The organism is Methylobacterium sp. Leaf111 (assembly GCF_001423285.1).
Lineage (GTDB): Bacteria > Pseudomonadota > Alphaproteobacteria > Rhizobiales > Beijerinckiaceae > Methylobacterium.
Window position 1 is genome coordinate 261,181 of sequence record NZ_LMNE01000034.1, and the last position, 25,703, is coordinate 286,883.

Genomic DNA, 25,703 nt, shown 5'->3' on the forward strand with positions numbered 1-25,703 from the left:
CGATGCCCACCGCCCTCGCCCTGTCGCCGCATCTCGACGATGCCGCCTTCTCCTGCGGCGGGCTGCTCCACGCCCTCGGCCGGGCGGGTTGGCAGGTCGAGACCGTGACGGTGTTCACCGCCTCGGTGGCGAACCCGACCGGCTTCGCCCTCGCCTGCCAGACCGACAAGGGGCTCGGGCACGAGATCGACTACATGGACCTGCGCCGGGCCGAGGATGCGACAGCCGTGGCCGCCCTTTTGCTCGCACCCCCGCGCCATTGGCCCTTCCGCGAGGCGCCGCATCGCGGCTACGGCTCGGCGCCGGAGCTGTTCGGCGAGGTGCGGGCCGAGGACACCATCGTGCCCGACCTGACCCGCGCGATCCAAGCGCTCCTCGCCGAGACGGCACCCGACCTCGTCCTGGCCCCCCAGGGCATCGGCGGGCATGTGGATCACGTCCAGGTGGTCCGCGCCCTGGACGCGGCCGAGCCGACCGCGCCGATCCTGTGGTGGCGCGACTTTCCCTACACGGTGCGCGACCAGACCCCGAAGGAGCCCCTGCGCCCGCGCTTCGCCGATCTGCCGGAGACGGAATGCCTGTTCGGCCCCGAGGGCCGGGTGGCCAAGGGCGCGGCCTGCGCGGCCTACGCGACGCAGCTCGGCTTCCAGTTCGGCGGTCCCGAGGGCCTCGCCCGGCGCCTGGCGCAGGAGGACGGGCGCGAGCGCTTCCGCCGGCAGGGCACCCTGCCGGAAAGCCTGGGGCGCCTCGTCGCCGATGTCGGCTGAGGCGCCGCCCGCCGAACCGAAGAGCCTGCGCGACCCCGTCACCCTGGCCGCGCGCAAGTCCCGGCTCGACAGCCCCCACCTCGCCCCGATCCGCGCCCTCGGCCGGGCGATCGCCGCGGCGCAGGGCGCCGAAGTCCCCGAGCCCGACCCCCTCGACGGCGGCGTCGCGGCCCGCCTGCTGCTGCTCTTGGAGACGCCGGGTCCGCGCATCCGCGGCACCGGCCTCGTCTCGCGGGACAACCCGACGGGCACCGCCGCCAACCTCTTCCGCTTCCTCGCCGAGGCCGGGATCGCCCGCCGCGACACCCTGATCTGGAACACGATTCCGTGGGTCATCCACGCCCCCGGCGCCCGCAACCGGCCCCCGCGCCGGTCCGAGGTGCGGCAGGCTCTGCCCTGGCTGGCGCCCCTCCTCGCCTGCCTGCCGCACCTGCGCGTCGTCGTGCTCTCCGGACGGATCGCAGTCTTCACGCAGTCGGACCTCGAAGCGTCGCGTCCGGATTTGAGGCTGATCCCGATCCCGCATCCGAGCCCGACCTTTGTCTGCACGGCGCCGAGCGTCGCCGCGCGCATCCGGGCGGGGCTGGCGGAGGCGCAAGCCTGCATCGCCGGTGGGCATTGCGCCTCCCTCGCTGGCAATTGCCGGCCGATGCTCCTAAATGCGGGCGACGGGCCGTGGTCCGGCACAAGCTCGGGTTGACCCCATGCCGCCGATGCGGCCGTGCGCGGGGAGCCCAGCGGAGGCGGACGCCGACAAGATGAACTTTGCGAGACAGCAGAAGCAGATCGAGACGGCCGAGGCGCTCGCGCCCGAGGCGTCGCCGATCGACGCGGCGGAGACCGAGGCGCCGAAGGGCGGCCTGCGCGGTCGCTACGCCTGGCTCGGCACCATCGCCAGCCTCGCCATCCTGGCGGGCTCGCTGTTCGTCCTGTGGAAGCTCGTCGAGACGGTCACCTGGGCCGAGATGCACGCGGCCTTCACGGGCGCCTCGGCCGAACAGCTCGGCTTCGCCTTCCTGTTCGTCGGCCTGAGCTACCTCTTCCTCACCTGCTACGATGCCCTGGCCCTCCGGCAGCTCAAGCTGAAGGTTCCGTACCGAACGACGGCCCTGGCCTCGTTCACGAGTTACGCCGTCAGCTTCACCCTCGGCTTCCCGCTCCTGACGGCCGGGACGATCCGCTACTGGATCTACTCGAGCAAGGGGCTGGGAGCGGCCAAGATCGCCGCCCTGACGGTGATCGCGGGCTTCACCTTCTGGCTCGGGATGGGCGTCGTCCTGGGCCTCAGCCTCATCGTCGAGGCCGGCCAGCTCGCCGCCCTCACCTTCACCAGCATCGCGCTGAACCAGGGGGTCGGCTTCGGCGCCCTCCTCGCCGTGGTGGCCTACCTGCTCTGGGTCTCTCTCAAGCGCCGCCACGTCCGGGTGAAGAGCTGGCGGCTCGAACTGCCGGGCGCCTCGGTCTCCCTGAGCCAGATGGTGGTGGGCATCGGCGACGTCTGCGCGGCGGCCGCGACGCTCTACGTGCTTCTCCCGGCGGGCACCTCCATCGGCTTCACCACCTTCGTGGCGATCTACGTCCTGGCGGCCATGCTGGGCATCGCCTCGAACGCGCCGGGTGGCATCGGGGTGTTCGAGGCGACGATCCTCCTCGCGCTGTCGAGCCTGCCCCGGGACCAGGTGCTCGGATCGCTGCTGCTGTTCCGGGTCTGCTATTATCTCGTGCCCTTCGTCATCGCGCTGGCCATGTTGACCGTCTACGAGATCGTCAAGCGCACCCGGGACGCCCGGGCCTGAGGCGCGGGGCTGAGCCGGGAGGGTCCGCATGGCACGGGGCGCACGCCGATCATCCTGGACCGCCGCCACCGTCGCGACGGTGGGACTCGGGGTGTTCGCGGCCGGACGGGGAACCCTCGACGGACCGATGATCGCGGCTTCCCTGGTCGTCCTCTGCCTCGGCGGCGTCATCGGCAGCCTCGGGCGGGCCCGCATCGTGCGGGTGACCGAGAGCCCCGGGGCCAGCCGGCATTCGGTGGCGGAAGCGCTCCTCGCCAACATTCCCGATCCCGTCATCCTCGTGGATCGCCGTGCGGTGGTGATCGAGGTCAATCCCGCCGCCCGGGCCCTGCTGCCGGCCCTGAAGCTGCGCCACCCGCTCTCCTTCGCCCTGCGGGCCCCCGACGTCCTCGACGGGATCGAGGAGGTGCTGCGCACCGGCGCCCCGCTCAAGACGCTCTACGCCACGCGCGTCCCCACCGAGCGCGCCTTCGAGGTGCAGATCGGCGCCCTGCCGATGCCGGACGGCGTGGTGGGCGGGCAGCCCAACGTGGTGCTGTTCCTGCGCGACCTCACCTCGGCCCGGCGCCTCGAGGCGACGCGGGTCGATTTCGTCGCCAATGCCAGCCACGAGCTGCGCACGCCGCTGGCCTCGCTGCTGGGCTTCATCGAGACGCTGCAGGGCCCGGCCCGCAACGACCCGCCGGCGCGCGAACGCTTCCTCGGCATCATGAAGACCCAGGCGCAGCGGATGGCGCGCCTCGTCGACGATCTCCTGTCGCTGTCGCGGATCGAGCTGCGCGAGCACGTTCCGCCGACGCGCCCCGTCGACCTGACCCGGATCGCCCGGCAGATGGTGGACACGCAGGGGCCGCTGGCCCGCGACCGCGGCGTGGTGCTGAGCGTCGCCGCCGAGGGCGCCTTCCCCATCCTGGGCGAGCGCGACGAGCTGCTGCGGGTGGTCGAGAACCTGATCGAGAACGCGGTGAAGTACGGCGGCAGCGGAGGGCGCGTCGAGGTCGCGCTTCGGCGCCAGACCGAGGCGGCCAGCGGGCGGACGAGCATCGAGCTCGCCGTGCGCGACCACGGGCCGGGGATCGCGGCCGAGCACATCCCGCGCCTGACCGAACGGTTCTACCGGGTCGACGTCGCCTCCAGCCGCGACCAGGGCGGGACCGGCCTCGGCCTCGCCATCGTCAAGCACATCGTCAACCGGCACCGGGGCCGCCTGCTAATCGAGAGCGTGCCCGACGCGGGCACCACCGTGCGGGCGATTTTTCCGGAATTCGAGGCCGTCGAGCCCCCGGACGTCCTCGCCGAGCCGGCCTAGAGCGTTTTCAAGAAAGGGGGATGCCGGCTCGCGTGAAGACAACGCGACCACACAATCAGAAAGGGCATTTTCGATGATTCGGAGATCACCGAAAATGCTCTAGCGGAAGGGCGGCTCGTCGAAGCTGCGCAGCTTGCGCGAATGCAGGCCGTGGCGCTCGGCCCGCAGGTTGTCGAGGGCGGCGAGGCCGATGAGCAGGTGCTCGGCCACCGCGCGCTCGTAGAAGGCGTTGGCGGCGCCCGGCAGCTTGATCTCGCCGTGGAGCGGCTTGTCGGAGACGCAGAGCAGCGTGCCGTAGGGAACTCGCAGGCGATAGCCCTGGGCCGCGATGGTGCCACTCTCCATGTCGACGCCGATGGCGCGGGACAGGTTGATGCGCCGCCGCTCCTGGCTGAAGCGGAGCTCCCAGTTGCGGTCGTCGTAGGTGACCACCGTGCCCGTCCGGAGCCGGCGCTTCAGGGCCTCGCTCTTCTCGCCGGTGACGTGGGCGGCCGCCGCCTGGAGGGCGAGCTGCACTTCGGCCAGGGCCGGCACCGGCACGTCCGGCGGCACCAGCTCGTCGAGGATGCGGTCGCGGCGGAAATAGCCGTGGGCGAGGACATAGTCGCCGATGGTCTGCGACTGGCGCAGGCCGCCGCAATGGCCGACCATGAGCCAGCAATGCGGACGCAGGACCGCGAGGTGGTCGGTGATCGTCTTCGCGTTGGACGGGCCGACGCCGATGTTCACCAGGGTCGTCCCCTGCTGGCTGCCGTCGGGGCCCCGGGCCACGAGGTGGTAGGCCGGCATCTGGTACTTGTGCCAGGGCGAGGCGGCGATCAGCGCGGCCGGATCGACGGTAGCGGCCTCCGCCCGCGAGACGGTGACGCCGCCCGGCAGGATCATCCGCTCGAACCCCTCGTCGCCGCGCGCCAGGCGCTCCAGGCCGTGGCGGATGAATCCGTCGACGTAGCGGTGGTAGTTGGTCAGCAGGATCCAGGGCTGCACGTCGCCCCAGTCGCTGCCGGTGTAGTGCACCAGGCGCCGGAGCGAGTAGTCGGTCCGGATCGCGTCGAAGAGGGCGAGCGGGCGCGGCGCATCGGGCAGGTCCTGCCAGAGCCCGTCCGCGATCTCGTCGCCCACCACCGAGAGCAGCGGCACCGGGAAGTAGGTGGCGAGGTCCCGCGGGGTGACGCCGCTGCGCCCGAGATCGGCGCCCGGCTCGATCACGTAGGGATACGGGATCTCCTGGGCGCTGAGGCCGACCTCCAGGGTGACGGCGTAGTCCCGCACCAGGGGCCGCAACTGCTCCAGCAGGTAGCCGCGAAAATGGTCCGGCTGGGTCACGGTGGTGGCGTAGGTGCCCGGCGCCTGGAGCTTGGCCGTGGCCCGGGAGACCTGCGGCATCGGCCCGGCCGGCTGGTAGGTGAGGCGCAGTTCCGGATAGCGGAACTGCAGCCGCTCCGTCGCGTCCGGCGGCGGGCCGCCATCGAGATAGCGCGCGAGGGCCGAACGCAACGCCGCGATCGCCCCCGCATGGAGTGCCGCCAGGCGGTCCACCGCGGTCTCGGCATCGGAGACGGATTCCATCGGTCGCAACTCGTTGCGGATCACGGTGACTCCTGCCCAGGCGCTCGGTCCCCAGGGTCTTACACCCGCCGCACCCAGGAGGCGAACGCGGGCAGGATCGGCGACTTTTCCCGCCGCCGTCGCGGCCTGAGGGATTCCCAATGGCCGCTTGGTTCCAATACAACCATTTCGTTTCGCCTCCGATTCCCTTAACATATGCAAGGTATCCGTTTCGTCCTGAAGAGACGAAGACTGGGTCCTCGGACTGGCATAAGCGGCTACGACAGGGGGAACAGGGCGTCGATGCTCACAGTCTTCGGGTGCTTCATTACCGAACATGACCCGTGGCTGCTGACGCTCGCGGCGATCATTTGCGCCCTGGCCGCGACGTCTACGGTCGCGCTTCTGCACCACGCGAAGCAGACCCGGATCGGCTGGCGCAGCGGATGGGTCGGGGTCGCGGCCGTCGCCGGCGGCTCGGGGATCTGGGCGACACATTTCCTCACCATGCTGGCCTCCGATCCGGGCCTGGTCGCGGCCTATGCGGTCGGCCTGACGGTGCTGTCGCTGGTGTTCGGCATCGGGGTGAGCGGGATCGGCCTCGCGACCGCGGCGTTCTGGAGCGCCCGCAGCGCCCCCCTGGTCGGGGGGGCCATCGTGGGCCTCGGCATCGCCGCGATGCACTACACCGGTATGGCGGCCTATCAGGTCGCCGGGCGCATGGTCTGGAATCCAGCGCTGGTGGCTCTGTCCGTCGCCGTGGGCGTCGGGCTCGCCATGGCGGCCCTGGGGATCGGGCTGACCAGCGCACGCGCACGGGGTCGGGTCGTCGGGGCCGCGCTCCTTGCGGGCGCGATCTGCGGCCACCACATCCTCGGCATGCTGGCCCTGACGGTGATGCCGGATCCCTCGGTCGTCGTGCCCGAAGAGACGGTCCCCTCGCTCTGGCTCGCCCTCCCGGTGGGGCTCGCGAGCCTGACGATCCTCCTGATGGCCTGCACGACCCTGGTGCTTGACCTGCGCGACCGCCAGCGCGAGGTCTATCGCGGACGCCTGCACAGCCTCGCCAACGCCGCCGTCGAGGGCCTGGTGATCTGCCAGGACGGCGTCATCGTCAGCGCCAACGACAGCTTCGCGGCCCTGGCCGGCGGCGAGGCGAAGGCCCTGGCCGGATTGCCCCTGGCGCAGTTCGTTCCCGACAGCGCGACCCGCGGCAGCCTCGCCGACCACCCCGACGACGGGGTCGAGGGGACCCTGTACCGGCTCGACGGGTCCGACCTCCCGGTCCAGCTCATCATGCGCCCGGTCGCCTATGGGCGGACGCCGCATGTCGCCCTGGCGGTGCGGGACCTCACGACGCGGCGGCGGGCCGAGCGCCAGATCCGGTTCCTCGTCGGGCACGACTTCCTGACCGGATTGCCGAATCGCCAGCATTTCCAGGACTGCCTGGACCGGAACATCCGGCAGGCGGGCAGCGGGCGCCTGGCGCTCCTCCACATCAACCTCGATGGGTTCAAGGAGATCAACGATCTCTTCGGAAACCCGATCGGGGACGCCACCCTCGTGCGGGTCGCCCGCCTCGTCGGCGGCCTCCTGGACGACACCCAGACGATGGCGCGGATCGGCGGCGACGAGTTCGCCGTGCTGACGCCCTGCACCCACGCGGTGACGGCCGGCCGCCTCGCCGAGACCATCCGGGCGACCCTCCAGGCCGCGGCCGAGAGCGCGCTCCAGGGTGAGCCCGTGCCGGCCGCCACCATCGGCATCGCGGTGTTCCCGGACGACGCGCGCGACCGCAACGACCTCGTGAATGCGGCCGATACGGCGCTCCTCCTGGCGAAGGCCGAGGGGCGGGACACCTACCGCTTCTTCGAGGCGTCCATGGGACAGGATGTGCGCGAGCGCCGCCTCCTGGAGAAGCAGCTGCGCCGCGCCCTGGCGGAGGACCAGCTGCGCCTGGTCTACCAGCCGCAGATCGAGACCCGCTCCGGGACGGTGATCGGCTTCGAGGTCCTGCTGCGCTGGCACCAGCCCGGGCGCGGGCTGGTCTCGCCGGCGGTCTTCATCCCCATCGCCGAGGAGAGCGGTCTGATCCGGGAGATCGGCGCCTGGGTGCTGCGGGAGGCCTGCCGGGAGGCCGCACGCTGGGAGGTACCCCTGGCGGTCGCGGTCAACGTCTCGGGGGTCCAGGTCCATGATTCCGGCTTCGCGCCGGCCGTCCAGGCGATCCTGGCCGAGACCGGCCTCGATCCGGCGCGCCTCGAACTCGAGATCACCGAGACCGCCCTGATCCGCGATCCCGAGCGGGCCCTGACCAACCTGCGTCGGCTGAAGGCGCTGGGGCTGCGCCTCGCCATGGACGATTTCGGCACCGGCTACTCGTCCCTCTCGAACCTGCGGCTCTTCCCCTTCGACACCATCAAGATCGACGGCTCCTTCATCGCGGCCGTCGACTCGAACCCGCAGGCGGCCGCCATCGTGCGCTCCGTGCTCGGGCTCGGCGCCGGCCTCGGGCTGCCGGTCATCGCCGAAGGGGTGGAGACCGCCGAGGAGCTCGGCTTCCTCGTCACCGAGAAGTGCCACGCCGCGCAGGGCTACTTCATCGGCCGGCCCGGCCCCATCAGCGAGTTCGCGCAGCAGACCCGCGGCGCCCGGCAACGGTCGCCGGTCGCCGCCTGACCGGCGGCGACCGGCCCGCTCCCGGTCTCGGCTTGCTCCCGGTCTCGGCTTGCCCCCGGTCTCGGCTTGCCCCCGGTCTCGGCTTGCCCCCGGTCTCGGCTTGCCCGAAACGAGAGGCCCGGCGCTTCGACCCGCGCCGGAGGAGAGGCGCCGCGCATGCACGACGAGACCGACGATCGTCCCGGTGAGGTGGCGATCCCGCTGCCCGACGCCTTCGACGCCGGGCTCTACTTCATCGGCCGCGTCCGCACGCCCTGGGCCACGCGCGGCGAGTGCCCGAAGAACGGCCTGAAGACCGACGCGGTCTGCACGCTCGCCGTCGATGCGCCCTTCGCCGAGGCCCTCCAGAACGTTGAGGGCGCGAGCCACCTCATCGTCCTCTACTGGATGGACGAGGCCGCCCGGGACCTCGCGCTGCAGCGCCCCCGCCATGCGGAGGGCAGCCGGGGCACCTTCTCCCTGCGCTCGCCGGCGCGCCCGAACCCCATCGCCCTCTCGGTGGTCGAGCTTCTGGCGCGGGACGGGGCGAGCCTGCGGGTGCGCGGTCTCGATTGCCGCGACGGCACCCCGCTCCTCGACATCAAGCCCTATTTCGCGTCGACGGATTCGCGCCCCGGCGCCACGGTGGACCGGGCCGGGACGAGCCCGCGCTGACGCGGTGCCCGCCCGCGGATCCGCGGATCCGTGGGTCAGCCTGCGGGCGCCTCGGCACCGTGGACCTGCCCGTCCGCGCCGTGGACCTTGCGCGGAGTGCCCTTCGGCGGCGCCTTGATCCGGTACCAGCCGACATAGAGGGCGGGCAGGAAGAACAGCGTCAGGAAGGTGGCCGCCAGGATGCCGCCGATCATCGCGTAGGCCATCGGTCCCCAGAACACCTCGCGGGCGATGGGGACGAGGCCGAGGCTGGCCGCCGCCGCGGTCAGCAGGATCGGGCGCATGCGGTGGCAGGTGGCATCCACCACCGCGTCCCACGGCGCCAGCCCGTCGCGCTCGTACTCGTCGATCTGGGTCACCAGGATCACCGAGTTGCGCACGATGATGCCGATCAGCGCCAGCACACCCAGGATCGCCACGAAGCCCATGGGCTTGTTGAAGGTGAGGAGCGCGATGGCGACGCCGATGAGCCCGAGCGGCGCCACGCTGGCCACCAGGAAGAGCTTCTGGAAACTCTGGAGCTGGATCATCAGGAACATCGCCATGGTGAGGAGCATCACCGGCGCCACCGCGGCGATGGGCCCCTGGCCCTTGGCGCTCTCCTCCACCGCCCCGCCCACCGCCAGGACATAGCCGTCGGGCAGGGACTTGCCGAACGCGGTGATCGTCTCGTCGAGCTGGGCGACCACCGTGGCGGGCTGGGTGTCGTCCGCGATCGAGGCCCGCACCGTGATGGTCGGCAGGCGGTCGCGGCGCCAGACGATGGGCTGCTCCAGTTCGTACCCGATGGTGGCGAAGGCCAGGAGCGGCACCACGCTGCCATTGGCCAGCGGCACCTGCAGGCTCTGCAGGGTGTCGAGGGAGTTGCGCTCCACGGCCTGCGCGCGGGCGACCACGTTGACGAGGTAGATCGAGTCGCGGACCTGGGTGATCGACCGGCCGCCGACGATGCCGTTGAGCAGTCCGGCGATGTCCTCCGAGGTCACGCCGAGCTGGCGCGCCTTGTCCTGGATGATGTCGACCTTGAGCACCTTGCCGGGCTCGTTCCAGTCGAAGGTCGGCACGTCGAGATGCGGGTTGGCGCCGACGATGTTGCCGAGGGTGAGCGCCTGGGCCCGCAGGGTCTGCAGGTCGGGGCCGCTGAGGCGGTACTGCACCGGACGCCCGACGGGGGGGCCGAGGTCGAGGGAGTGGATGAGGAAGTCGGTGCCGACGAACTGCTCGCGGGCGAGCTTGTCGAGCTTCAGCTTCATGCGCTCGCGCGCCTCGATCGACTTCGTCTCGATCACGATCTGGCCGAAGAAGGCGTTCCCGAGCTGCTGGTCGAGGGGCAGGTAGAAGCGCACCGCGCCCTGGCCGACATAGGACGACCAGCGTACGATCTCGGGGTCGCCCACCAGGGTCGCCTCGAAGCGGTCCATCTGGCCCTTGGTCTCGGCGATGCTGGCGTTCTGCGGCAGCGTCATGTCGACGAGGAGTTCGGGCCGGTCGGAGGCCGGGAAGAACTGCTGCTGGACGAAGCCCATGCCGACGATCGCCGCGCCGAGCATGCCGACGCAGGCCGCGACGGTGGTCCAGCGCCAGCGCATGGCGCCCAGCAATAGGCCGGTGAAGATCCGCATGGACCGGCTCGGGGCGCCGTGGTCCTTGTGCTTCATCTGCTTCGGCAGGAGCTTCACCCCGATCAGGGGCGCGAACAGCACCGCCACCACCCAGGAGACCAGGAGCGAGGCGGCGATGACGACGAAGAGCGAGTAGGTGTACTCGCCCGCCGACGAGCCGTTGAAGCCGATGGGCAGGAAGCCCGCCACCGTCACCAGGGTGCCGGTGAGCATCGGGAAGGCGGTGGAGGTGTAGGCGAAGGTAGCGGCCTTCTTCAGGCTGTCGCCGACCTCCAGCCGCGCGACCATCATCTCGACGGTGATCATGGCGTCGTCCACGAGGAGGCCCAGCGCGATGATGAGCGCGCCGAGCGAGATGCGCTGGAGCGTGACGCCCATCACCTGCATGACCACGAACACGATGGCGAGCACCAGCGGGATCGACAGCGAGACCACGAGGCCGGCGCGCCAGCCGAGCGAGATGAAGCTGACCGCGAGCACGATCACCACGGCCTCGACGAGCGCCTTGGTGAATCCGCCCACCGCCTCCTCGACGATCTTGGGCTGGTCCGAGACGAGGTGGATGCCGACGCCCACCGGCAATTCGCCCTCGAGCTTGCGCATCCGCTCCTTCAGGTCGTGCCCGAAGGTGAGCAGGTTGCCCGAGGGCTGCATCGCGATGGCGAGGCCGATGGCCGGCTGGCCGTTGAAACGGAACAGGTCGGTCGGCGGGTCGGTGAAGCCGCGGGAGATCTCGGCGACGTCGGAGAGGCGGAAGAAGCGATCGTTCACCCGCAGGTTCACGGCGCGCAGGCTCTCCTCGTTGACGAACTGGCCGCCCACCCGGACGGAGACCCGTTCGGGGCCCGCCTGGATCACGCCCGAGGGCGCGATGGCATTCTGCGACTGCAGGGTGCGGATGACCGAGTTGGTGTCGAGGCCGAGGCCGGCGAGCTTGCGGGTGGAGAAGTCGAGGTAGATCACCTCGTCCTGGGCGCCGAGAAGCTGCATCTTGCCCGCAGACGGCACCTTCTTCACCTCGGCGCGGACGCGCTCGACGTAGTCGCGCAGCTGCCGCGGGGTCACGCCGTCGGCCGTGAAGGCGTAGACGTTGCCGAACACGTCACCGAACTCGTCGTTGAAGAACGGACCCTGGATGCCCTGCGGGAACGTGCCCTGGATGTCGCCGATGCGCTTGCGGACCTGGTAGAAGATCGCCGGGATGGTCTTGGGTGGCGTCGTCTCGCGCAGCTGCACGAACACCGTGGCCTGGCCCGGCGTGGTGTAGCTGCGGCTGAAATCGACGGCATCGATCTGCTGCACTTCCTTCTCGATCCGCTCGGTGACCTGATCGAGGGTGTCGCTGATGGTGGCGCCCGGCCAGCGCGCCTGCACGATCATGGTCTTGATTGCGAAGGGCGGGTCCTCCTCGCGGCCGAGGCGCTCGTAGGCCAGGAAGCCGGCCACCACGGAGATCAGCATCAGGAACCAGACGAAGGAGCGATGCTCCAAGGCCCATTCGGAGAGATTGAAGGACTTCACGGGTTTGCTCTCGCCTCACCGGGATGGCGGCTGATCATGGATGGCGGCGGTGCCCGGGCTCAGGGCGTCGGGTCGGGCAAGCGCACGGCCTGCCCCTCCTGGAGCGAGTGGACCCCGGCCAGGACCACCCGCTCTCCGGCGTTCAGGCCCGTGCCGATGCTCACGCGCTCCGGGTCGCGGCGGGTGACGGTGACCGGCCGCTTGCGCACGCTCTTCCCGTCCGGTGCGACGACCCAGACCGCGTCGCGGCCGTCCTCCGTCAGCACCGCGGCGGCGGGCAGGTCGACGTGAGGCGCCTCGGCCCGCGCCAGGGTGACGGTGAGGGTCGAGCCCAGCCGGAAGGCCTCGGAGGGCTTGAGCAGGGTCATGCGGATGCGCCGGGTGCGCGTGGTCTGGTCGGCGAAGGGGGCGATCTCGCGCACCCGTGCCGTCGCCGTGACGTCCGGGGCGCTCTGGAGCGCCACCGTGAACTGGGCATCCGTGGGCATCGTCCCGACGAGCTCCTCGGGGATGTCCACCACGGCCTCGCGCTCCTCGGGGCGGGCCAGGGTCGCCACGGCCTGGCCCGCGCTGAGCACCTGCCCGACCTCGGCGCTGCGTACCGTGACGACGCCGTCGAAATCCGCGTGCAGCTCGGTGTAGCCCATCTGGTCCCGGGCCCGCTGCAGGTTCGCCTCCGCCTGGGAGACGCGGGCCTGGGCGGTGTCGCGGCTCGCCACGGCGGTATCGAGCTGGGCCTGGGTGACGTTGCCGCCGGCCAGCAGGCGCCGGCGCCGCGATTCCGTGGCGCTCGCGTTCTCGGCCTGCGCCTTCGCGTCGGCGAGGTCCGCCTCGGCGCGGGTCAGGGCGAAGCGCGTCACCACCGGATCGAGGGCGGCGATGCGCTGGCCCTTGTGGACGATGTCGCCCACGGTGACGTCGCGGGCGATCATCCGGCCGGCGATCTGGAAGCCGATCTCCGACTGGTAGCGGGGGGCCACGACCCCCGCGAAGGGGCCGAAGACCTGGGCCGCCACCGGCTTCACGACCCGGTACAGGACCGGCCGTACGGGTGGCGGCGGGGCCGTCTCCTCGGCGGCGTGGCAGGCGCCGAGGGGCGAGACCAGCGCCAGGGCGCCCAGGGTCGACCGGAGCAGGGTCGGGCGGATCATCGCGCCGCCTCCAGGGTCTGCGAGACGGCAACGGTCTGGCCCGGGCGCAGGAGCTGGATGCCCGCGATGACGACCTCCTCGCCGGGCTCGACGCCGCCCTTGAGCGCGATGGTGTTGGGCCCGTAGCGCTCGATCACGACCGGACGGGGCGCGACGGTGCTGTGGGTGGGATCGCGGACCCAGACGGCCGGGGCGTTCTCCCAGCGGTAGAGGGCCGACCAGGGCAGCACGATCGCCTGGCGCGGCCGGAACTTGCCGGTGCCGACCACGATGGCGCCGAGGCTCATGGCCTGGGGCGTCGCGTCGAGCCCGACCTTGACCCGGACCGTGCCGGAGGCGGCATCGACGCTGGGCGAGATCTCGCGCACCCGGCCGGTCGCCTTGACCCGCGGGTCGGCCTGCAGCGTCACCTCCACGGTCTTGCTCTCGGGGGGGGCGGCCAGCACCGCCTCGAAGATGTTGAACACCGCGTCGCGGGGGCCGTCCTGGGCCATCGCCAGCACCGTCTGGCCGGTCTGCACGACCTGGCCGACTTCGAAGGTCCGGCTGAGGACGATGCCGTCCACGCCCGCCTTCAGGTCCGTGTAGGAGTACTGCTCCTCGGCGCTGCCGAGGGCGGCCTTGGCGGAATCCACCGAGGCCTGCGTGGTGCGCAGCTGCTGTTCGGCATCGTCGTAGCTCGGGCGGGTGGTGTAGCCACTGGCGAGGAGCTGCTCCTGACGCTTGAAGTTCAGCTTGGCCTGGGTCAGCAGCGCCTCAGCCGAGGTGAGCGCGGCCTGGGCGTTGTTGAGGTTGGCGCGCTGCTCCTGGGGATCGAGCTTGGCCAGCACCCGATCGGCGGTGACGTGGTCGCCGACCTCCACGAGGCGCTGCGCGATCTTGCCGTTGGTCCGGAAGGCCACGTTGACCTGGGACTGGGCCTGGATATCCCCGGTGAAGATCAGGTCGGAGGCGATCGTGGTGGCGCGCGCCACGGCCGTGCGCACGACGGCGACGGCGGGGCTCGCCGGTTTCCCCGTCTCCCTGGCCGTTTCCCCGGCCACCGCCTCGCCGCCCCGGGCCGGCGCCAGCGCGACGGCACAGACCGCGAGCACGAAGGCCACGCCCGCGCACCTGCGCGGCCACACCCTCAGCCTACCCACCATCGCGTCCTCGAACTCGAAAAGGCCCTCTCTGGCGTCACCCATATCGGCTCCACTACCGACCGTCCAGACGGTTTCTTTTTTCGGCGAACCGTCTTCCCGCCGCCGTCGTTCCCCGATATCCCATTGTCGTTTCCCGATCTTCGCGCCGGCTCTGGCAACAGATCTCCCGCCCTCGAAACCGCCGGTGAACCGGCTGGATCGTCGATGATGAAGGCGCGTACCCGCCGCGAAGACCGACCGGTGGTCATCCTGGATGCCGCCGAACGCCTGATCCGGCGCATGGGCACCCGGACGCTCACCATCGACGCGGTGGCGGCCGAGGCCTCGCTCAGCAAGGGGGGCGTGCTGCATCACTACGCCTCGAAGGACGCACTGATCTCCGCGCTGGCCGAGCGCAAGCTGCGGGAGATCCGCGAGAGCGTGGCCGCGCACGAGGTCGAGCAGGGTCCGGGTCCGGCCGCACTCCCCCTCGCCCTGATCGCGCATGCCCGTCAGGTCTACGCCGACGAGGACGGGTTTCCCCGCGCGCTCCTGCTGGCCTCGGCGGAAAACCCCGAGGCCTTCGCGGGCTTCAACGCCTTCCTGAAGCAGCGCCTCGCCCAGATGGAGGACGTGGCCTGCTGCCCGGGGGCCGGCGCGATGCTGACCTTCGCCACCCTGGGCTTGCTGCTCAGCCGCACCCTGGGCTTCCACTGCCTCGAGGGCGCGGAACTGGAGAAGCTGTTCGACGCCATGGAGAGCGCCGCCCGGAGCCTGCCGAAGCCGATCCCGGCCTGAAGCCGCACGCGCGCCGCGCGTGCGTTTCTTGAACCTTGAGGAGCGAACGGCGACACAGGCCTCTGCCGCGTAGCGATGCCGACGCGTTTCGGTCGCCGGCCGACCGGGCCTCCCGACGCCGGGAGCGCGCCGGCGGAAGGCACGCGGGACGCCCCCCCTTCGACATCGCGGTCTCGGGTCCTGCCCGGCATGGGCGGCGTCGCCCCGGCGCGGGACCTGAAGCGGCGGCGTCCGACGCTGCCGGTGCCGCCCGCCTCCGGCGACAGCCACATCCTGGCGCAGGAGGATGCCCACGGCTTCGAACTCCTGCGCACGCTGTATTGCGGCGGGCAGCCGGGTCGGACGATCGACCGGATCGTCGCCCGCCACGCGGCGCTGTCGAAAGCCGAGGTCGAGGTCACCGCCGCGACGGCCGAACGGGTGCCCGGTCAGGCCGCCCGTTCGGCCATGGCTGCGAAGACCAGGGCGTGACGGGCCGCGAGGGCGACGATGTCGGTGGAGTAGCCGCCGCCGATCACCCCGACGAAGGGAATGCCCCGCCGATGCGCCTCGCCGACGACGAAGCGGTCGCGCGCCAGCAGGCCCGCATCTGTGAGATCGAGGCGGCCGAGCCGGTCGTCGCGATGGGGGTCGACGCCGGCATTGTAGAAGACGATGTCGGGGCGGATCGCATCGAGCAGCGGCCCGACATGGGCCGCCAGCACCGCGAGATAGCCGGCATCGTCGACGCCGTCGGGCAGGCCGACATCGCGGTCGCCGGCGATCTTGCGCGTCGGGTAGTTCTTCTCGGCGTGGATCGAGAGGGTGAAGAGATCGGGCGTGCCGCCGAGGCAATCGGCGGTGCCGTCGCCCTGGTGGACGTCGCAATCCACCACCAGGGCACGGGCGATGGTGCCTTCGGCGTGCAGCGTGCGCGCGGCCACTGCCACGTCGTTGAAGATGCAGAAGCCAGCGCCGGTCTCGCGGCGGGCATGGTGGCTGCCGCCGGCGGTGCTGCCCGCGAGGCCGTGCGCCAGGGCGAGGCGGGCCGCCAGCAGCGTCCCCCCCACCGAGGCGCAGGAACGGGCGACCACCGAGGCGCCCACGGGCAGGCCGATGGTGCGCTCGATCTCGCGGGAGACGTCGAGGGCGAGCACGGCCTCCACGTAGGCGCGGTCGTGGGCCGCGGCGAGGAGATCGGCCCCGGCGGGCTCCGGCCGCGCGAAGCCGCCCGGCACCAGTCCCTGCTCCACCAGCAGCGCGGCCAGGCGCCCATACTTGCGCATCGGAAAGCGATGGCCTTCGGGCAGGGTCGCCTCGTAGGCCGGGTGGAAGACGATGGGCAGGCTCATCGTGACCGGCTCATGCGAGATCCGCGATCAGCCGGTCCGCGAGGGCGAGCCCGCTGTCGAAGGCGGCCTCGATGCGCGGCCCGAGGCAGCCGTCGCCGGCATAGCCGAGACGCCGGCCCGGATCGTAGAGACAGGGGGCGCCGCAGGTCTCCTCCACGAGGGCGTAGCGCCAGCGATGGGCGCGGGCCCGCAGGGGGGTGACGGGGCCGCCGAACAGGTCGCCCAGGGCGGCGAGCAGCGCGGCCCGCACCGCCTCCGGGGCCTCTTCGAGATGCGTCTTCGACCAGTCCGGCGTGGCATGGACGGTGTAGGCGACGGGCGCGGTCGGGCGCCCGGGCTTCGCGCCCTCGCGGAACATCGCGGCGACCGGCCCGTCCGCGGGGCGCAGGACGTCGCCCGGGAGGGGCAGGTCGTGCTCGCAGGCCAGCATCAGCGACCAGCAGGGCGCGTAGGTCGCCCGCTCCACCCCGGGCAGGGCGAGACCGCTCGCGGCGAGGAGGCGCAGGGCCTGCGGGCCCGGCAGCGTCAGGGCGACCGCGTCGAAGAGCCGGTCCTCGCCGGCCTCCGCCAGGGTGAGTCGCCAGCCGCCGTCGGTGCGCGCCAGGGCGGTGACGGTGCGCCCGACCTGTACGTCGAGGCCGGCGAGGAGGTCGCGCACGGGCGCGGTCATGTCGGGCACGGCGGTGACGCTGCCGGGCGCATCGTAGGGCGCGACGCGGCCGCTGGCCGCCCAGTCGGCGAGGCGGGCGCGGAAGGCGGGTCCGTGCGCCCGCATCACCTGCGCGCCGTGGTCGAAGCTGAGGCCGGTCTCGTCGTCGCGGCGGTTCGCCATGCGGCCCCCCGGCTGCTGGCCCTTGTCGAACAGGGCGACGGAGAACCCGGCCGCGTGGAGCGCGCGTGCCGCGCTCGCCCCTGCCATCCCGGCCCCCACGATCGCCACGCGCGCCGGTCTCGCCCCTTGCACCGGTTCCGCCACCCGCACTCCCCCTCGTGATCCGGGGCTGTCATACGACTGAAGCATCACGGCTGTTAGGGGCGCTGTGCAGCCGGGGACGCGACGCGGTGTCCAACCCGCGCCGGGCTGCGATGGTGGGGTTTCGCGAACGGGGGACGTCGCGGATGTGGGACCAGGCGCTGCAGGAGCTGTCGGAGCCGGGCGCTACGGCCGCCCTCTGGCTATGCGTCGCCCTGACCTGCATCAACCTCGTGGGCATCGCGGTGGCGGCCCTGCGGATCGGGCGGCGCAACGGCGCGTCGGTGTTTCCGAGCGCCGCCCCGATCTCCCTGGTGCGACCGGTCTGCGGCGTCGAGGCCTTCAGCGAGGAATTACTGACGCGCGGCTTCCATCTCGCCCATCCCGACTACGAGCTGATCTTCTGCGTCGCCCACGGGGCCGACCCCATCGTGCCGTTGCTGGAACGCCTGATGGCGGCGCATCCCCGCGTGCCCGCCTGCCTGATCGTCGGCGACGAGCGGATCAGCGACAACCCGAAGCTGAACAATTGCGTGCGCGGCTGGGAGGCGGCCCGCCACGACTGGGTGGTGCTGGCCGACTCGAACGTCGCGATGCCGCCGGACTACCTGCAGCAGCTGCAGGCGGCCTGGCGCCCGAACACCGGCCTCGTCTGCTCGACGCCGATCGGGGCCCGCCCCGCGGGCCTGTTCGCCGCGGTGGAATGCGCCTTCCTCAACACCCTGCAGGCGCGCTGGCAATATACCGGCGAGGCCCTCGGCCTCGGCTTCGCCCAGGGCAAGAGCATGCTCTGGCACAAGCCCTTCCTGGAGGCCCGCGGCGGCATCCGGGCGCTCGCGTCCGAGATCGCCGAGGATGCGGCGGCGACGAAGCTCGTGCGCGCGGCGGGGGCGCAGGTGCATCTCGTGGCCGTCCCCTTCGACCAGCCCCTCGGGCAGCGCACCCTCGCCGAGGTCTGGTCCCGGCAGCTGCGCTGGGCGCGCCTGCGCCGGGTCACCTTCCCGCTCTTCTTCGCCCCCGAGATCGGCTGCGGCCCGCTCCTGCCCTTCGCGGCCGCCCTCGCGGCCGCGCCGTCCATCCCCTTGGCCGGCCTCCTCCTCGGGCTCACAGGCCTGTGGTACGGGGCCGAGATCGCCCTGGCCGTCCGGGCGCGCTGGTACCGGCACCCCCGGCTGCTCCTGGCCTTCCTGATCCGCGACGCCCTGGTTCCCGCCCTGTGGGTGAGCGCTTGGCTGCGGGGCGCCATCGTCTGGCGCGGCAATCCCATGGACATCCGGACGAAGGCGTCCGAGCCCTCCCGGCGCAACCCCTGGCGCCGCCCGCGGCCCCGCGCCAGCGCCGCCTGAACGCGCCGGTGCCAGTCCTCCGTCCGACGCGAGGGCACGGCAGCGCTCTTGCTTCAAGCTCCCCCGCCCGCGGCGGGCGGACGGAGCCAGGGCGATGCAGACCGAGACGAGCGGCCTCCACAGGGGCCTGAACGCCTTCCACCTCTGGGGCATCGCAGTCGGGCTCGTCGTTTCGGGCGAGTATTTCGGCTGGAGCTACGGCTGGGCCTCCGCCGGGACCCTGGGCTTCCTCATCACCACCACGGCCGTGGCGGCGATGTACGTCGCCTTCATCTTCAGCTTCACCGAACTCACCACGGCGATCCCGCAGGCCGGCGGCCCCTTCGCCTACAGCCGGCGCGCCTTCGGGCCGGTGGGCGGCTGCATCGCCGGCTACGCCACGCTGATCGAGTTCGTGTTCGCCCCGCCCGCCATTGCCCTGGCGATCGGCGCTTATCTCAACGTGCAGTTCCCGGGCCTCGATCCGAAGCACGCGGCTTTGGGCGCCTACCTCGTCTTCATGTCCCTCAACATCGTCGGCGTGCAGATCGCCGCGACCTTCGAGCTGTTCGTGACGATCCTGGCGGTGGCCGAACTCCTGGTCTTCATGGGCGTCGTCGCCCCGGCCTTCGCCTGGTCGCACTTCGCCGCCCACGGCTGGGCCGGCGCGGACCGGTTCGGCCTGCAGGCGATCGGCGGCATGTTCGCCGCGATCCCGTTCGCCATCTGGTTCTTCCTCGCCATCGAGGGCGTGGCGATGGCCGCCGAGGAGGCCAAGGACCCCAAACGCACCATCCCCGTCGCCTACATCACGGGCGTGCTGACCCTGACGGCCCTGGCCTTCGGCGTGATGCTCTTCGCCGGCGGCTCGGGCGACTGGCGGACCCTGAGCAATCTCAACGATCCCCTCCCCCAGGCGATGAAGGGCGTGGTGGGGGAATCCAGCGGCTGGCTGCATATGCTGGTCTGGCTCGGCCTGTTCGGCCTCGTCGCCTCGTTCCACGGCATCATCATGGGCTACTCGCGCCAGATCTACGCCCTGGCCCGGGCCGGCTTCCTGCCCCGCGGACTCGCCCGATTGCACCCGCGCTTCCGCACGCCGCACGTCGCCACCCTCGCCGGGGGCGTCGTCGGGATCGCGGCGATCTACAGCGACAACCTGGTGACCATCGCGGGGCAGTCGCTCACCGCCAGCATCGTCACCATGGCGGTGTTCGGCGCGCTGGTGATGTACGGGATGAGCCTGGCGAGCCTGTTCCGGCTGCGCCGGATCGCGCCGGATCTCGCCCGCCCCTATCGCGCTCCCCTCTACCCGGCGGCGCCCGCCTTCGCCCTCACCCTGGCGGCGGTCTGCTTCGTCGCCCTGGTCGTCTACAACCCGGTGATCTTCGCGATCTTCCTCGTCCTGATGGGTCTGGCCGTGCTCGCGGCGAAAGGGTTTGCGACGCCGGCCTCGGGCAAGCCGCTCTGCGACCCGGCGCTCTGAACCCGAATGCCGCCGGAGGCCGATCGCGGCGCCTTTCGCAATGCCGCGCGGTGGTGGCCGGGGGCAAGGGGCACGGTGAAAGGCGCCCGGGGGCGTAGCCCAGGCCCAGGCGCTACTGAACCTTCATCCCGTTCTCGTCGATCATCTGCTGCAGATGGCGATTGACGATGCGGGCGCTGAAGGGCTTCTCGATGAAATGGGCGAGCGCGGGCATGTCGCCGACGACGGGACGGGCAATTCCCGACGAGACCAAGATGGCGATGTGCGGGTAGGTCCGCGCGGTCTCCCGCGCCAGGGAGAAGCCGTCTTGCGTGCCGGGCATCCGGACATCGGTGAACAGGACGGTCACGTCCCGATGGCAGCGGCGCAGCAGGTCCAGGGCCTGATCCGCGGTCTGAGCCTCGAGGGTGGCGTAGCCCGCCCGCTCGAGAATATCGACGGCATCCATGCGGATCAGACCGTCATCCTCCACCACGAGAGCGTGCGAGCCTTTGGAGGAGGTCGGGTAGGGCATGAACCTCAACGCTTCGCGGTCGAGAAAAGGTCCGGCATAGCGGCCCTGTCGCCGCCACCGGCATCGAGCGATCCTCGCGTCCCGCACTCCGAGCCGGCGGACCCTATGGGCCTTACTCCTCCGCTTCTATCCCGCGCAGGGGCGCAGCCAGGGTACAGACCAGGCCTGTGGACGCGTAGGTGGTGCTCACCGCCCCGCCCACCGCGCCGGCGAGGCCGCGCTCGATCAGGCGGCTTCCGAAACCCCGGCGCGTCGGGGTGACCACCGCGGGGCCGCCACGCTCGGTCCAGCACAGGGACAGCATCGCTTCGGGCCCCTCGGTCTCGATGGTCCAGATCACGGCGACCGAGCCCTCGGATCGGGACAGCGCCCCGTACTTGGCCGCGTTCGTCGCCAGTTCGTGGACCATCAACGCAAGGGAGAGGGCGGCCCTGGAGCCGACCTGGACGAAGGGACCGGCCAGGTGCAGCCGCTCCGACCGGGCATCGTCGTGAATCTCGAGAGCCCCGCGAATGACCGCCTCGATGCTGGCGCTCTCGCGGGTTCCGCTGAGAAGCAGGTCGTGGGCCTTGCTCATCGCGATCAGGCGGTCGGCCAGCACGTCCCTGGCGGTCTCGAGGTCGGGTGCGCTGCGCAGGGTCTGGGTCGCGATCGCCTGGACCATGGCCAGCATGTTCTTCATGCGATGGCTGAGCTCACGGTTGAGCACCGCCTGATGTTCCTCGGCCCGCAGGCGCGCGATGCCCACCTGGACGCGATCCGCGACGTTGCGGACGAAGGCGATCTCCTCGTGCCGCCACGGGCGCGGCGCGTCACTGTGCACGAAGAACAGGCCGACGCTGCGACCGCGCTCACGCACCGGGACGTTGAGCATCGCGCCGACATTGATTCGCGAGAGGAGCGCGGCCGCCTCAACGGTGCGCGGATCCTCGGCCACGGCGTCGACCACGAGGGTCTCCCCGCGCGAAAGGCAGGGGCCGAGGGTCTCGTGGTCCATGAAGCGATGCCGCCCGACGAGGCTGTCCGAGCCGACGGTGGTCCAGTCGCGATGGATGGTGATGTACTCGCCGGCCCCGTCGAGTTCGCCGTATCCGGTCCGGCTGGCGTCCAGGGTCCGGCCGACGATCTCCGCCGCCCGGTGCGTCATCGCCGGCACGGAGGCCTCGTTCCGCAGGAAATCCCCGAGTTCGATCAGCGCGGCGCGCCGGAGGGAGGCCGCACGGGCATAGACCTCCTCGGCCTTCACCAGGGCGATCTGCCGGCGCTCGTCGATCAGCGTCGTCACCTGACGCGTCAGGCGGCGCAGACCGTCCGCCTGATCGTCCGTCAGACCACCCGCGCGCGGCTGGTGATCGAGCACGCACAGGGTGCCGAGCACGCGGCCGCTGGGCATCCGCAGGGGGGCGCCGGCGTAGAAGCGGATATGCGGATCCCCCGTGACGAGGGGGTTCCGGCAGGTGCGGGGATCGCCCGTCAGGTCGGGAATCACGAGCAGGTCGGGCTCGCTCAGGGCGTAGACGCAGACCGACGCATTGAGATCGGTCTCGCAGCGGGGAAACCCGACGCGGGCCTTGAACCATTGCCGATCGCTGTCGACCAGGCTGATCAAGGCGACGGGCGATCCGCACAGCAACCGGGCCAGTTGAACGACATCATCGAACGCCTGCTCCGGAGCTGTGTCGAGGATGTCGAGCGCGGCCAGCTCAGCAAGCCGCTGCGGATCGGATGTATCTGGCCTGATACCCTGATCGAGATGACAGCTCATGAAGGGAACTTCCCCGGCGGCCAGCCGTTGTATCCTCCGTTTCGGATGAAGTCACTGAGCCCGTGTCGGCACAAGGGTGCCACGGGACGACTCCCATGGATGAAGACCATGCGGACGTATTCCGGAACTGCTGCACAACGGGGGCGCGCGCGAAACCGGATCCTGCGCCGGATCGCGGTGCCGGTCGGTCGGGCCGCCGGACGCGGGCCCTATCGCCCACCTCCCGAAGCCCGAATCGTGGATCACCGCCGCGGCGCGATTCACATGAAGAATCGGCGGGCTGACCGGAGGGGGTTCTGGTATCGGGGGTGAAACGCCGGTTCACCGTCTCCCATCCATGAAGATCGCAATTCTCGAAGCGGGCACGCCCCCGGAGCGGCTCGCCGGCCGATACCCGGGCTATGGCCGGATGACCGCCGACCGGCTCGGCTCCGGGCACGACGTCTCGGTGTTCCGGGTGAACCGGGACGAATGGCCCACCGATCCGGACACCTTCGACGCCACCCTCGTCACGGGTTCGCCGGCCGGCGCCTACGATCCCCTCCCCTGGATCGGAACGCTGATCGCCTCCCTGCGTGATCTCGACCCGGACAAGCCTCTCGTGGGGATCTGCTTCGGGCATCAGGTCATGGCGGCCGCCTTCGGCGGACGGGTCGAGAAATCGCCGAAGGGCTGGGGGATCGGCCTGCACACCTACGACATTCATCGGGCGGCAGACTGGATGGATGGAGAGCCGCGGGTCGCCGTCCCGGCCATCCACCAGGATCAGGTCGTCGAGGCGCCGCCGGGGAGCCGAACGCTGGCGGGCAGCGCCTTCACGCCCCACGGCATCCTCGCCTATTCGAACCGGCGCGCCTTCTCCGTCCAGTTCCACCCGGAATTCACCACCGACTATGCCCGTGCCCTGATCGCCGGGCACCGTCCGGGCGATCTCGACGCGGCCGTGCGGGCCCGGGCCCTGGCGTCACTCGATGCTCCCAACGACGGCGCGCGCGTCGGCGGATGGATTCGGCGATTCCTCAGGGATCCTGCCGAACAGGGCCGAGGCGTCTGAGCGAAGGGCTCACGGCCGTGATCCCCCCTTCGCGAGCGATGCGACGTGACGCGCGAACCGCTGGGCAGGAGGAAGGCCCAGGGCCTTGCGAACGGCTGCCCGCGTCCAAACCGAGGGGCATCCGGCGGATGGATCTCCGCGTCCACGACCCCCGCGCCGCCACGACACCCTGCCGGAACGGCCACGCTTGACACGTAGCTTCCCAAGGGTGGGGCCTTGGCTCGCCCTGCGTTCAAGGGACAACCTCACCGACCCGTCGGCTCGAGCCAGCGCGTGATGCCCCCATCAAGCGACGCGCGCGACCACTCAGCAGGTTTGACCCGTGCCGGGTTTTCCGGAGGCCTCAACTCTTGCGAGGATGGAGCCATGACGAAACGAACCCCACCTTTTTCCCCTTAGGTCCGTGAACGCGCGGTGCGGATGGTGTGAGAGCACCTGGGCGAGCATGATTCCCAGTACGGGGCGATCCGCTCGATTGCCGCCAAGATCGGCTGCTCGGGCGAGACGCTGCGGAATTGGGTACGCCAGGCCGAGCGGGACCAGGGCCAACGAGCCGGCCCGACGACGGACGAGCGCGAGCGGATCAAGGCCCTGGAGCGGGAGGTTCGCGAACTCCGGCAGGCTAACGCCGTGCTCTACCGGGTCGTGATCGTGCGCCTGCGCAGCCATCTGCCGACGCTGGCCTACATGCAGCGGCGTTTGGCCGAAGGCCTGACGCAGCGCGAAATCATCCGCTGCCTGAAGCGGTTCGTCGCCCGTGAGATCTACGCCCATCTCTGCGGCCGCCTGCGAGCTTCCGAACCGCTCGCGAACACCGCCTGACGACGATAGGAGCCTCAATGCTCTCGCCGAGACCGTGATCGGACTGTTCAAGACCGAGGTCATCCACCGGCGCGGCCCGTGGCGGTCGTTCTAAGCCGTCGAGTTCGCCGCTTTCGAATGGGTGGATTGTTTCAATCACCGTCGGCCGCTGGAAACGATCGGTAACGTGCCTCCCGCCGAAGCCGAAGCGCGCGACTATGCTCAAACCGAGGTGCAAACCTTGGCCGCTTGACCCAAACCAAATGGCCTCCGGTGAACCCGGCGCGGTTCACTACCGGACGTATGTCTATCATCGCGGCGACGGATGCAGGATCGTAGGGGCCGTTTTGTACGGTCAGGCGCACAAGGCGCTTCCGACCTTCAAACGCCTACCCCGCATGAAGGGATCACGACCTTGGGCGCAAGCCCGGTTCGGACAGCGGGATCTGTTCGCCCTCTGAACGCAGTGAGGGGCCATGTTCGTTGATCGAGATGTCTGCCATCCTCCGCTGCCGTTCGGCTTCGAAGGCTTCAACTCGCCAAGGCGCGCATCTCCGAGACACCATCATGGAGCACGTAACCGCGGCCCCAGACGGTCTCGATGTAGTTCTTGCCCGACGAGGCGTTCGCCAGCTTCTTGCGCAGCTTGCAGATGAAGACGTCGATGATCTTCAGCTCGGGCTCGTCCATGCCGCCGTAGAGGTGGTTNGGCTTCAACCGGCCAAGGCGCGCATCTCCGAGACACCATCGTGGAGCACGTAACCGCGGCCCCAGACGGTCTCGATGTAGTTCTTGCCCGACGAGGCGTTCGCCAGCTTCTTGCGCAGCTTGCAGATGAAGACGTCGATGATCTTCAGCTCGGGCTCGTCCATGCCGCCGTAGAGATGGTTGAGGAACATCTCCTTGGTCAGCGTCGTGCCCTTCCGCAGGGCGAGCAGCTCCAGGATCTGGTACTCCTTGCCCGTGAGCTTCACGTAGCTGCCCGCGATCGCCACCGTCTTCTCATCGAGGTTCACGATGAGGTCGCCGGTGGTGATCACCGACTGGGCGTGRCCCTTCGAGCGGCGCACGATCGCCTGGATGCGGGCGACGAGCTCGTCCTTGTGGAAGGGCTTGGTCAGGTAGTCGTCGGCGCCGAAGCCGAGGCCCTTCACCTTGTCCTCGATGCCGGCCATGCCGGAGAGGATCAGGATCGGCGTCTTGATCTTCGCGGCCCGCAGCGTGCGCAGCACCTCGTAGCCCGAGATGTCCGGCAGGGTCAGATCCAGCAAGATGATGTCGTAGTCGTAGAGCTTGCCGAGATCGATCCCCTCCTCACCCAAATCCGTGGTGTAGGTGTTGAAGCTCTCGGACTTGAGCATCAACTCGATGCTCTGCGCGACAGAGGCGTCGTCCTCAATCAGCAGCACACGCATGGGCCAGGATCCTCCAAAGGTTGAGGCATCCTGAACGCGCATCGGCAACAAACCGTTAAGGTTGCACCGC

At 70.6% G+C, this 25,703-nt stretch carries 22 protein-coding genes and 2 pseudogenes; 14 read left to right on the top strand and 10 right to left on the bottom strand.

The window, feature by feature from the left end; translation table 11 throughout:
- Positions 1-2 precede the first annotated feature (2 nt).
- Genes ASF41_RS16295 through ASF41_RS16310 form a run of 4 tightly spaced genes read left to right on the top strand, consistent with a single transcriptional unit; the run spans position 3 to position 3,872 of the window.
- Positions 3-767 (top strand): PIG-L deacetylase family protein, encoded by a 765-nt coding sequence (locus ASF41_RS16295; protein ID WP_056494978.1) that lies wholly within the window; start codon positions 3-5, stop codon positions 765-767.
- Positions 757-1,467: a uracil-DNA glycosylase gene (locus ASF41_RS16300; RefSeq protein ID WP_082504592.1), complete on the top strand. Its 711-nt coding sequence runs from the start codon at positions 757-759 to the stop codon at positions 1,465-1,467. Before ASF41_RS16295 ends, ASF41_RS16300 begins: the two co-directional genes overlap by 11 nt.
- Before the next feature lie 58 nt (positions 1,468-1,525).
- Positions 1,526-2,563: a lysylphosphatidylglycerol synthase domain-containing protein gene (locus tag ASF41_RS16305; RefSeq protein WP_056270971.1), complete on the top strand. Its 1,038-nt coding sequence runs from the start codon at positions 1,526-1,528 to the stop codon at positions 2,561-2,563.
- A 28-nt stretch (positions 2,564-2,591) separates the two neighbouring features.
- A complete protein-coding gene (locus ASF41_RS16310) occupies positions 2,592-3,872 on the top strand; it encodes an ATP-binding protein (protein ID WP_056212644.1) in 1,281 nt (426 codons plus the stop codon).
- A gap of 99 nt (positions 3,873-3,971) precedes the next feature.
- Here the strand turns inward: ASF41_RS16310 and ASF41_RS16315 are convergent, their stop codons facing one another.
- Complete coding sequence (locus tag ASF41_RS16315) at positions 3,972-5,465, bottom strand: AMP nucleosidase (RefSeq protein WP_056494981.1); 1,494 nt, start codon at positions 5,463-5,465, stop codon at positions 3,972-3,974.
- 258 nt (positions 5,466-5,723) lie between these two features.
- Here ASF41_RS16315 and ASF41_RS16320 point away from each other — a divergent pair, with 258 nt between their 5' ends.
- Positions 5,724-8,099, top strand: coding sequence for an EAL domain-containing protein (locus ASF41_RS16320; protein WP_056494988.1), 2,376 nt, complete (start codon positions 5,724-5,726; stop codon positions 8,097-8,099).
- A gap of 156 nt (positions 8,100-8,255) precedes the next feature.
- Positions 8,256-8,753 (top strand): tRNA (N6-threonylcarbamoyladenosine(37)-N6)-methyltransferase TrmO, encoded by a 498-nt coding sequence (gene tsaA / locus ASF41_RS16325; RefSeq protein ID WP_056494991.1) that lies wholly within the window; start codon positions 8,256-8,258, stop codon positions 8,751-8,753.
- Positions 8,754-8,788: 35 nt separating this feature from the next.
- Here tsaA and ASF41_RS16330 read toward each other — a convergent pair whose 3' ends face one another.
- Genes ASF41_RS16330 through ASF41_RS16340 form a run of 3 tightly spaced genes read right to left on the bottom strand, consistent with a single transcriptional unit; the run spans position 8,789 to position 14,150 of the window.
- On the bottom strand, positions 8,789-11,896 hold the full coding sequence (locus tag ASF41_RS16330) for an efflux RND transporter permease subunit (protein WP_056494994.1): 3,108 nt from the start codon (positions 11,894-11,896) through the stop codon (positions 8,789-8,791).
- 59 nt (positions 11,897-11,955) lie between these two features.
- Positions 11,956-13,047, bottom strand: coding sequence for an efflux RND transporter periplasmic adaptor subunit (locus tag ASF41_RS16335; RefSeq protein ID WP_056494997.1), 1,092 nt, complete (start codon positions 13,045-13,047; stop codon positions 11,956-11,958).
- Positions 13,044-14,150, bottom strand: a complete 1,107-nt coding sequence (locus tag ASF41_RS16340; RefSeq protein ID WP_244472728.1) for an efflux RND transporter periplasmic adaptor subunit — start codon at positions 14,148-14,150, stop codon at positions 13,044-13,046. The genes ASF41_RS16335 and ASF41_RS16340 overlap by 4 nt, the downstream gene beginning before the upstream one ends.
- A gap of 246 nt (positions 14,151-14,396) precedes the next feature.
- Here ASF41_RS16340 and ASF41_RS16345 point away from each other — a divergent pair, with 246 nt between their 5' ends.
- Positions 14,397-14,969, top strand: a complete 573-nt coding sequence (locus ASF41_RS16345; protein WP_056212657.1) for a TetR/AcrR family transcriptional regulator — start codon at positions 14,397-14,399, stop codon at positions 14,967-14,969.
- A gap of 189 nt (positions 14,970-15,158) precedes the next feature.
- A complete protein-coding gene (locus ASF41_RS16350; protein ID WP_056495000.1) occupies positions 15,159-15,440 on the top strand; it encodes a hypothetical protein in 282 nt (93 codons plus the stop codon).
- On the opposite strand, the gene ASF41_RS16355 is transcribed toward ASF41_RS16350, so the two are convergent.
- Together ASF41_RS16355 and ASF41_RS16360 are read right to left on the bottom strand one after the other, a co-directional pair.
- Positions 15,398-16,300 carry a histone deacetylase gene (locus ASF41_RS16355; protein WP_056495003.1) on the bottom strand — a complete coding sequence of 301 codons (903 nt, stop codon included), beginning with the start codon at positions 16,298-16,300 and terminating at the stop codon, positions 15,398-15,400. The two genes, ASF41_RS16350 and ASF41_RS16355, sit on opposite strands and share 43 nt — an antisense overlap.
- A 10-nt stretch (positions 16,301-16,310) precedes the next feature.
- On the bottom strand, positions 16,311-17,321 hold the full coding sequence (locus ASF41_RS16360; protein ID WP_082504593.1) for an NAD(P)/FAD-dependent oxidoreductase: 1,011 nt from the start codon (positions 17,319-17,321) through the stop codon (positions 16,311-16,313).
- 98 nt (positions 17,322-17,419) lie between these two features.
- Between ASF41_RS16360 and ASF41_RS16365 the strand changes: the two genes are divergently transcribed.
- Positions 17,420-18,619, top strand: coding sequence for a ceramide glucosyltransferase (locus ASF41_RS16365; protein ID WP_056495006.1), 1,200 nt, complete (start codon positions 17,420-17,422; stop codon positions 18,617-18,619).
- A gap of 94 nt (positions 18,620-18,713) precedes the next feature.
- A complete protein-coding gene (eat, locus tag ASF41_RS16370) occupies positions 18,714-20,084 on the top strand; it encodes an ethanolamine permease (RefSeq protein ID WP_056495009.1) in 1,371 nt (456 codons plus the stop codon).
- Positions 20,085-20,196: 112 nt separating this feature from the next.
- Here the strand turns inward: eat and ASF41_RS16375 are convergent, their stop codons facing one another.
- Together ASF41_RS16375 and ASF41_RS16380 are read right to left on the bottom strand one after the other, a co-directional pair.
- Positions 20,197-20,598, bottom strand: a complete 402-nt coding sequence (locus tag ASF41_RS16375) for a response regulator (protein ID WP_200941282.1) — start codon at positions 20,596-20,598, stop codon at positions 20,197-20,199.
- 112 nt (positions 20,599-20,710) lie between these two features.
- Complete coding sequence (locus tag ASF41_RS16380) at positions 20,711-22,363, bottom strand: sensor histidine kinase (RefSeq protein WP_056352900.1); 1,653 nt, start codon at positions 22,361-22,363, stop codon at positions 20,711-20,713.
- Between the two features lie 337 nt (positions 22,364-22,700).
- On the opposite strand from ASF41_RS16380, the gene ASF41_RS16385 reads away from it, so the two are divergent.
- The 4 genes and pseudogenes from ASF41_RS16385 to ASF41_RS24070 form a co-directional block, all read left to right on the top strand.
- Positions 22,701-23,417, top strand: a complete 717-nt coding sequence (locus tag ASF41_RS16385) for a glutamine amidotransferase-related protein (RefSeq protein ID WP_056495012.1) — start codon at positions 22,701-22,703, stop codon at positions 23,415-23,417.
- A 420-nt stretch (positions 23,418-23,837) separates the two neighbouring features.
- Positions 23,838-24,053: pseudogene (locus tag ASF41_RS25655) on the top strand (transposase); the annotation flags it as partial.
- A complete protein-coding gene (locus ASF41_RS25660) occupies positions 24,048-24,239 on the top strand; it encodes a hypothetical protein (protein WP_056495014.1) in 192 nt (63 codons plus the stop codon). The pseudogene ASF41_RS25655 and the gene ASF41_RS25660, both read left to right, overlap by 6 nt.
- A gap of 16 nt (positions 24,240-24,255) precedes the next feature.
- Positions 24,256-24,471 (top strand): annotated as a pseudogene (locus ASF41_RS24070) (IS3 family transposase); the annotation flags it as partial.
- A gap of 278 nt (positions 24,472-24,749) precedes the next feature.
- Here ASF41_RS24070 and ASF41_RS16395 read toward each other — a convergent pair.
- A partial coding sequence (locus tag ASF41_RS16395) for a helix-turn-helix domain-containing protein (protein WP_162242126.1) occupies positions 24,750-24,926 on the bottom strand: 177 nt, incomplete at its 5' end.
- Between the two features lie 5 nt (positions 24,927-24,931).
- A complete protein-coding gene (ctrA, locus tag ASF41_RS16400; protein ID WP_056277588.1) occupies positions 24,932-25,633 on the bottom strand; it encodes a response regulator transcription factor CtrA in 702 nt (233 codons plus the stop codon).
- Positions 25,634-25,703: the final 70 nt, after the last annotated feature.

Bases quoted from the DNA above. Each gene is read 5' to 3' on its own strand.
- ASF41_RS16295 (WP_056494978.1), top strand. From the start codon at position 3: ATGCCCACCGCCCTCGCCCTGTCGCCGCATCTCGACGATGCCGCCTTC.
- ASF41_RS16300 (WP_082504592.1), top strand. From the start codon at position 757: ATGTCGGCTGAGGCGCCGCCCGCCGAACCGAAGAGCCTGCGCGACCCC.
- ASF41_RS16305 (WP_056270971.1), top strand. From the start codon at position 1,526: ATGAACTTTGCGAGACAGCAGAAGCAGATCGAGACGGCCGAGGCGCTC.
- ASF41_RS16310 (WP_056212644.1), top strand. From the start codon at position 2,592: ATGGCACGGGGCGCACGCCGATCATCCTGGACCGCCGCCACCGTCGCG.
- ASF41_RS16320 (WP_056494988.1), top strand. From the start codon at position 5,724: ATGCTCACAGTCTTCGGGTGCTTCATTACCGAACATGACCCGTGGCTG.
- tsaA (WP_056494991.1), top strand. From the start codon at position 8,256: ATGCACGACGAGACCGACGATCGTCCCGGTGAGGTGGCGATCCCGCTG.
- ASF41_RS16335 (WP_056494997.1), bottom strand. From the start codon at position 13,047: ATGATCCGCCCGACCCTGCTCCGGTCGACCCTGGGCGCCCTGGCGCTG.
- ASF41_RS16345 (WP_056212657.1), top strand. From the start codon at position 14,397: ATGATGAAGGCGCGTACCCGCCGCGAAGACCGACCGGTGGTCATCCTG.
- ASF41_RS16350 (WP_056495000.1), top strand. From the start codon at position 15,159: ATGGGCGGCGTCGCCCCGGCGCGGGACCTGAAGCGGCGGCGTCCGACG.
- ASF41_RS16355 (WP_056495003.1), bottom strand. From the start codon at position 16,300: ATGAGCCTGCCCATCGTCTTCCACCCGGCCTACGAGGCGACCCTGCCC.
- ASF41_RS16360 (WP_082504593.1), bottom strand. From the start codon at position 17,321: ATGCTTCAGTCGTATGACAGCCCCGGATCACGAGGGGGAGTGCGGGTG.
- ASF41_RS16365 (WP_056495006.1), top strand. From the start codon at position 17,420: ATGTGGGACCAGGCGCTGCAGGAGCTGTCGGAGCCGGGCGCTACGGCC.
- eat (WP_056495009.1), top strand. From the start codon at position 18,714: ATGCAGACCGAGACGAGCGGCCTCCACAGGGGCCTGAACGCCTTCCAC.
- ASF41_RS16375 (WP_200941282.1), bottom strand. From the start codon at position 20,598: ATGCCCTACCCGACCTCCTCCAAAGGCTCGCACGCTCTCGTGGTGGAG.
- ASF41_RS16380 (WP_056352900.1), bottom strand. From the start codon at position 22,363: ATGAGCTGTCATCTCGATCAGGGTATCAGGCCAGATACATCCGATCCG.
- ASF41_RS16385 (WP_056495012.1), top strand. From the start codon at position 22,701: ATGAAGATCGCAATTCTCGAAGCGGGCACGCCCCCGGAGCGGCTCGCC.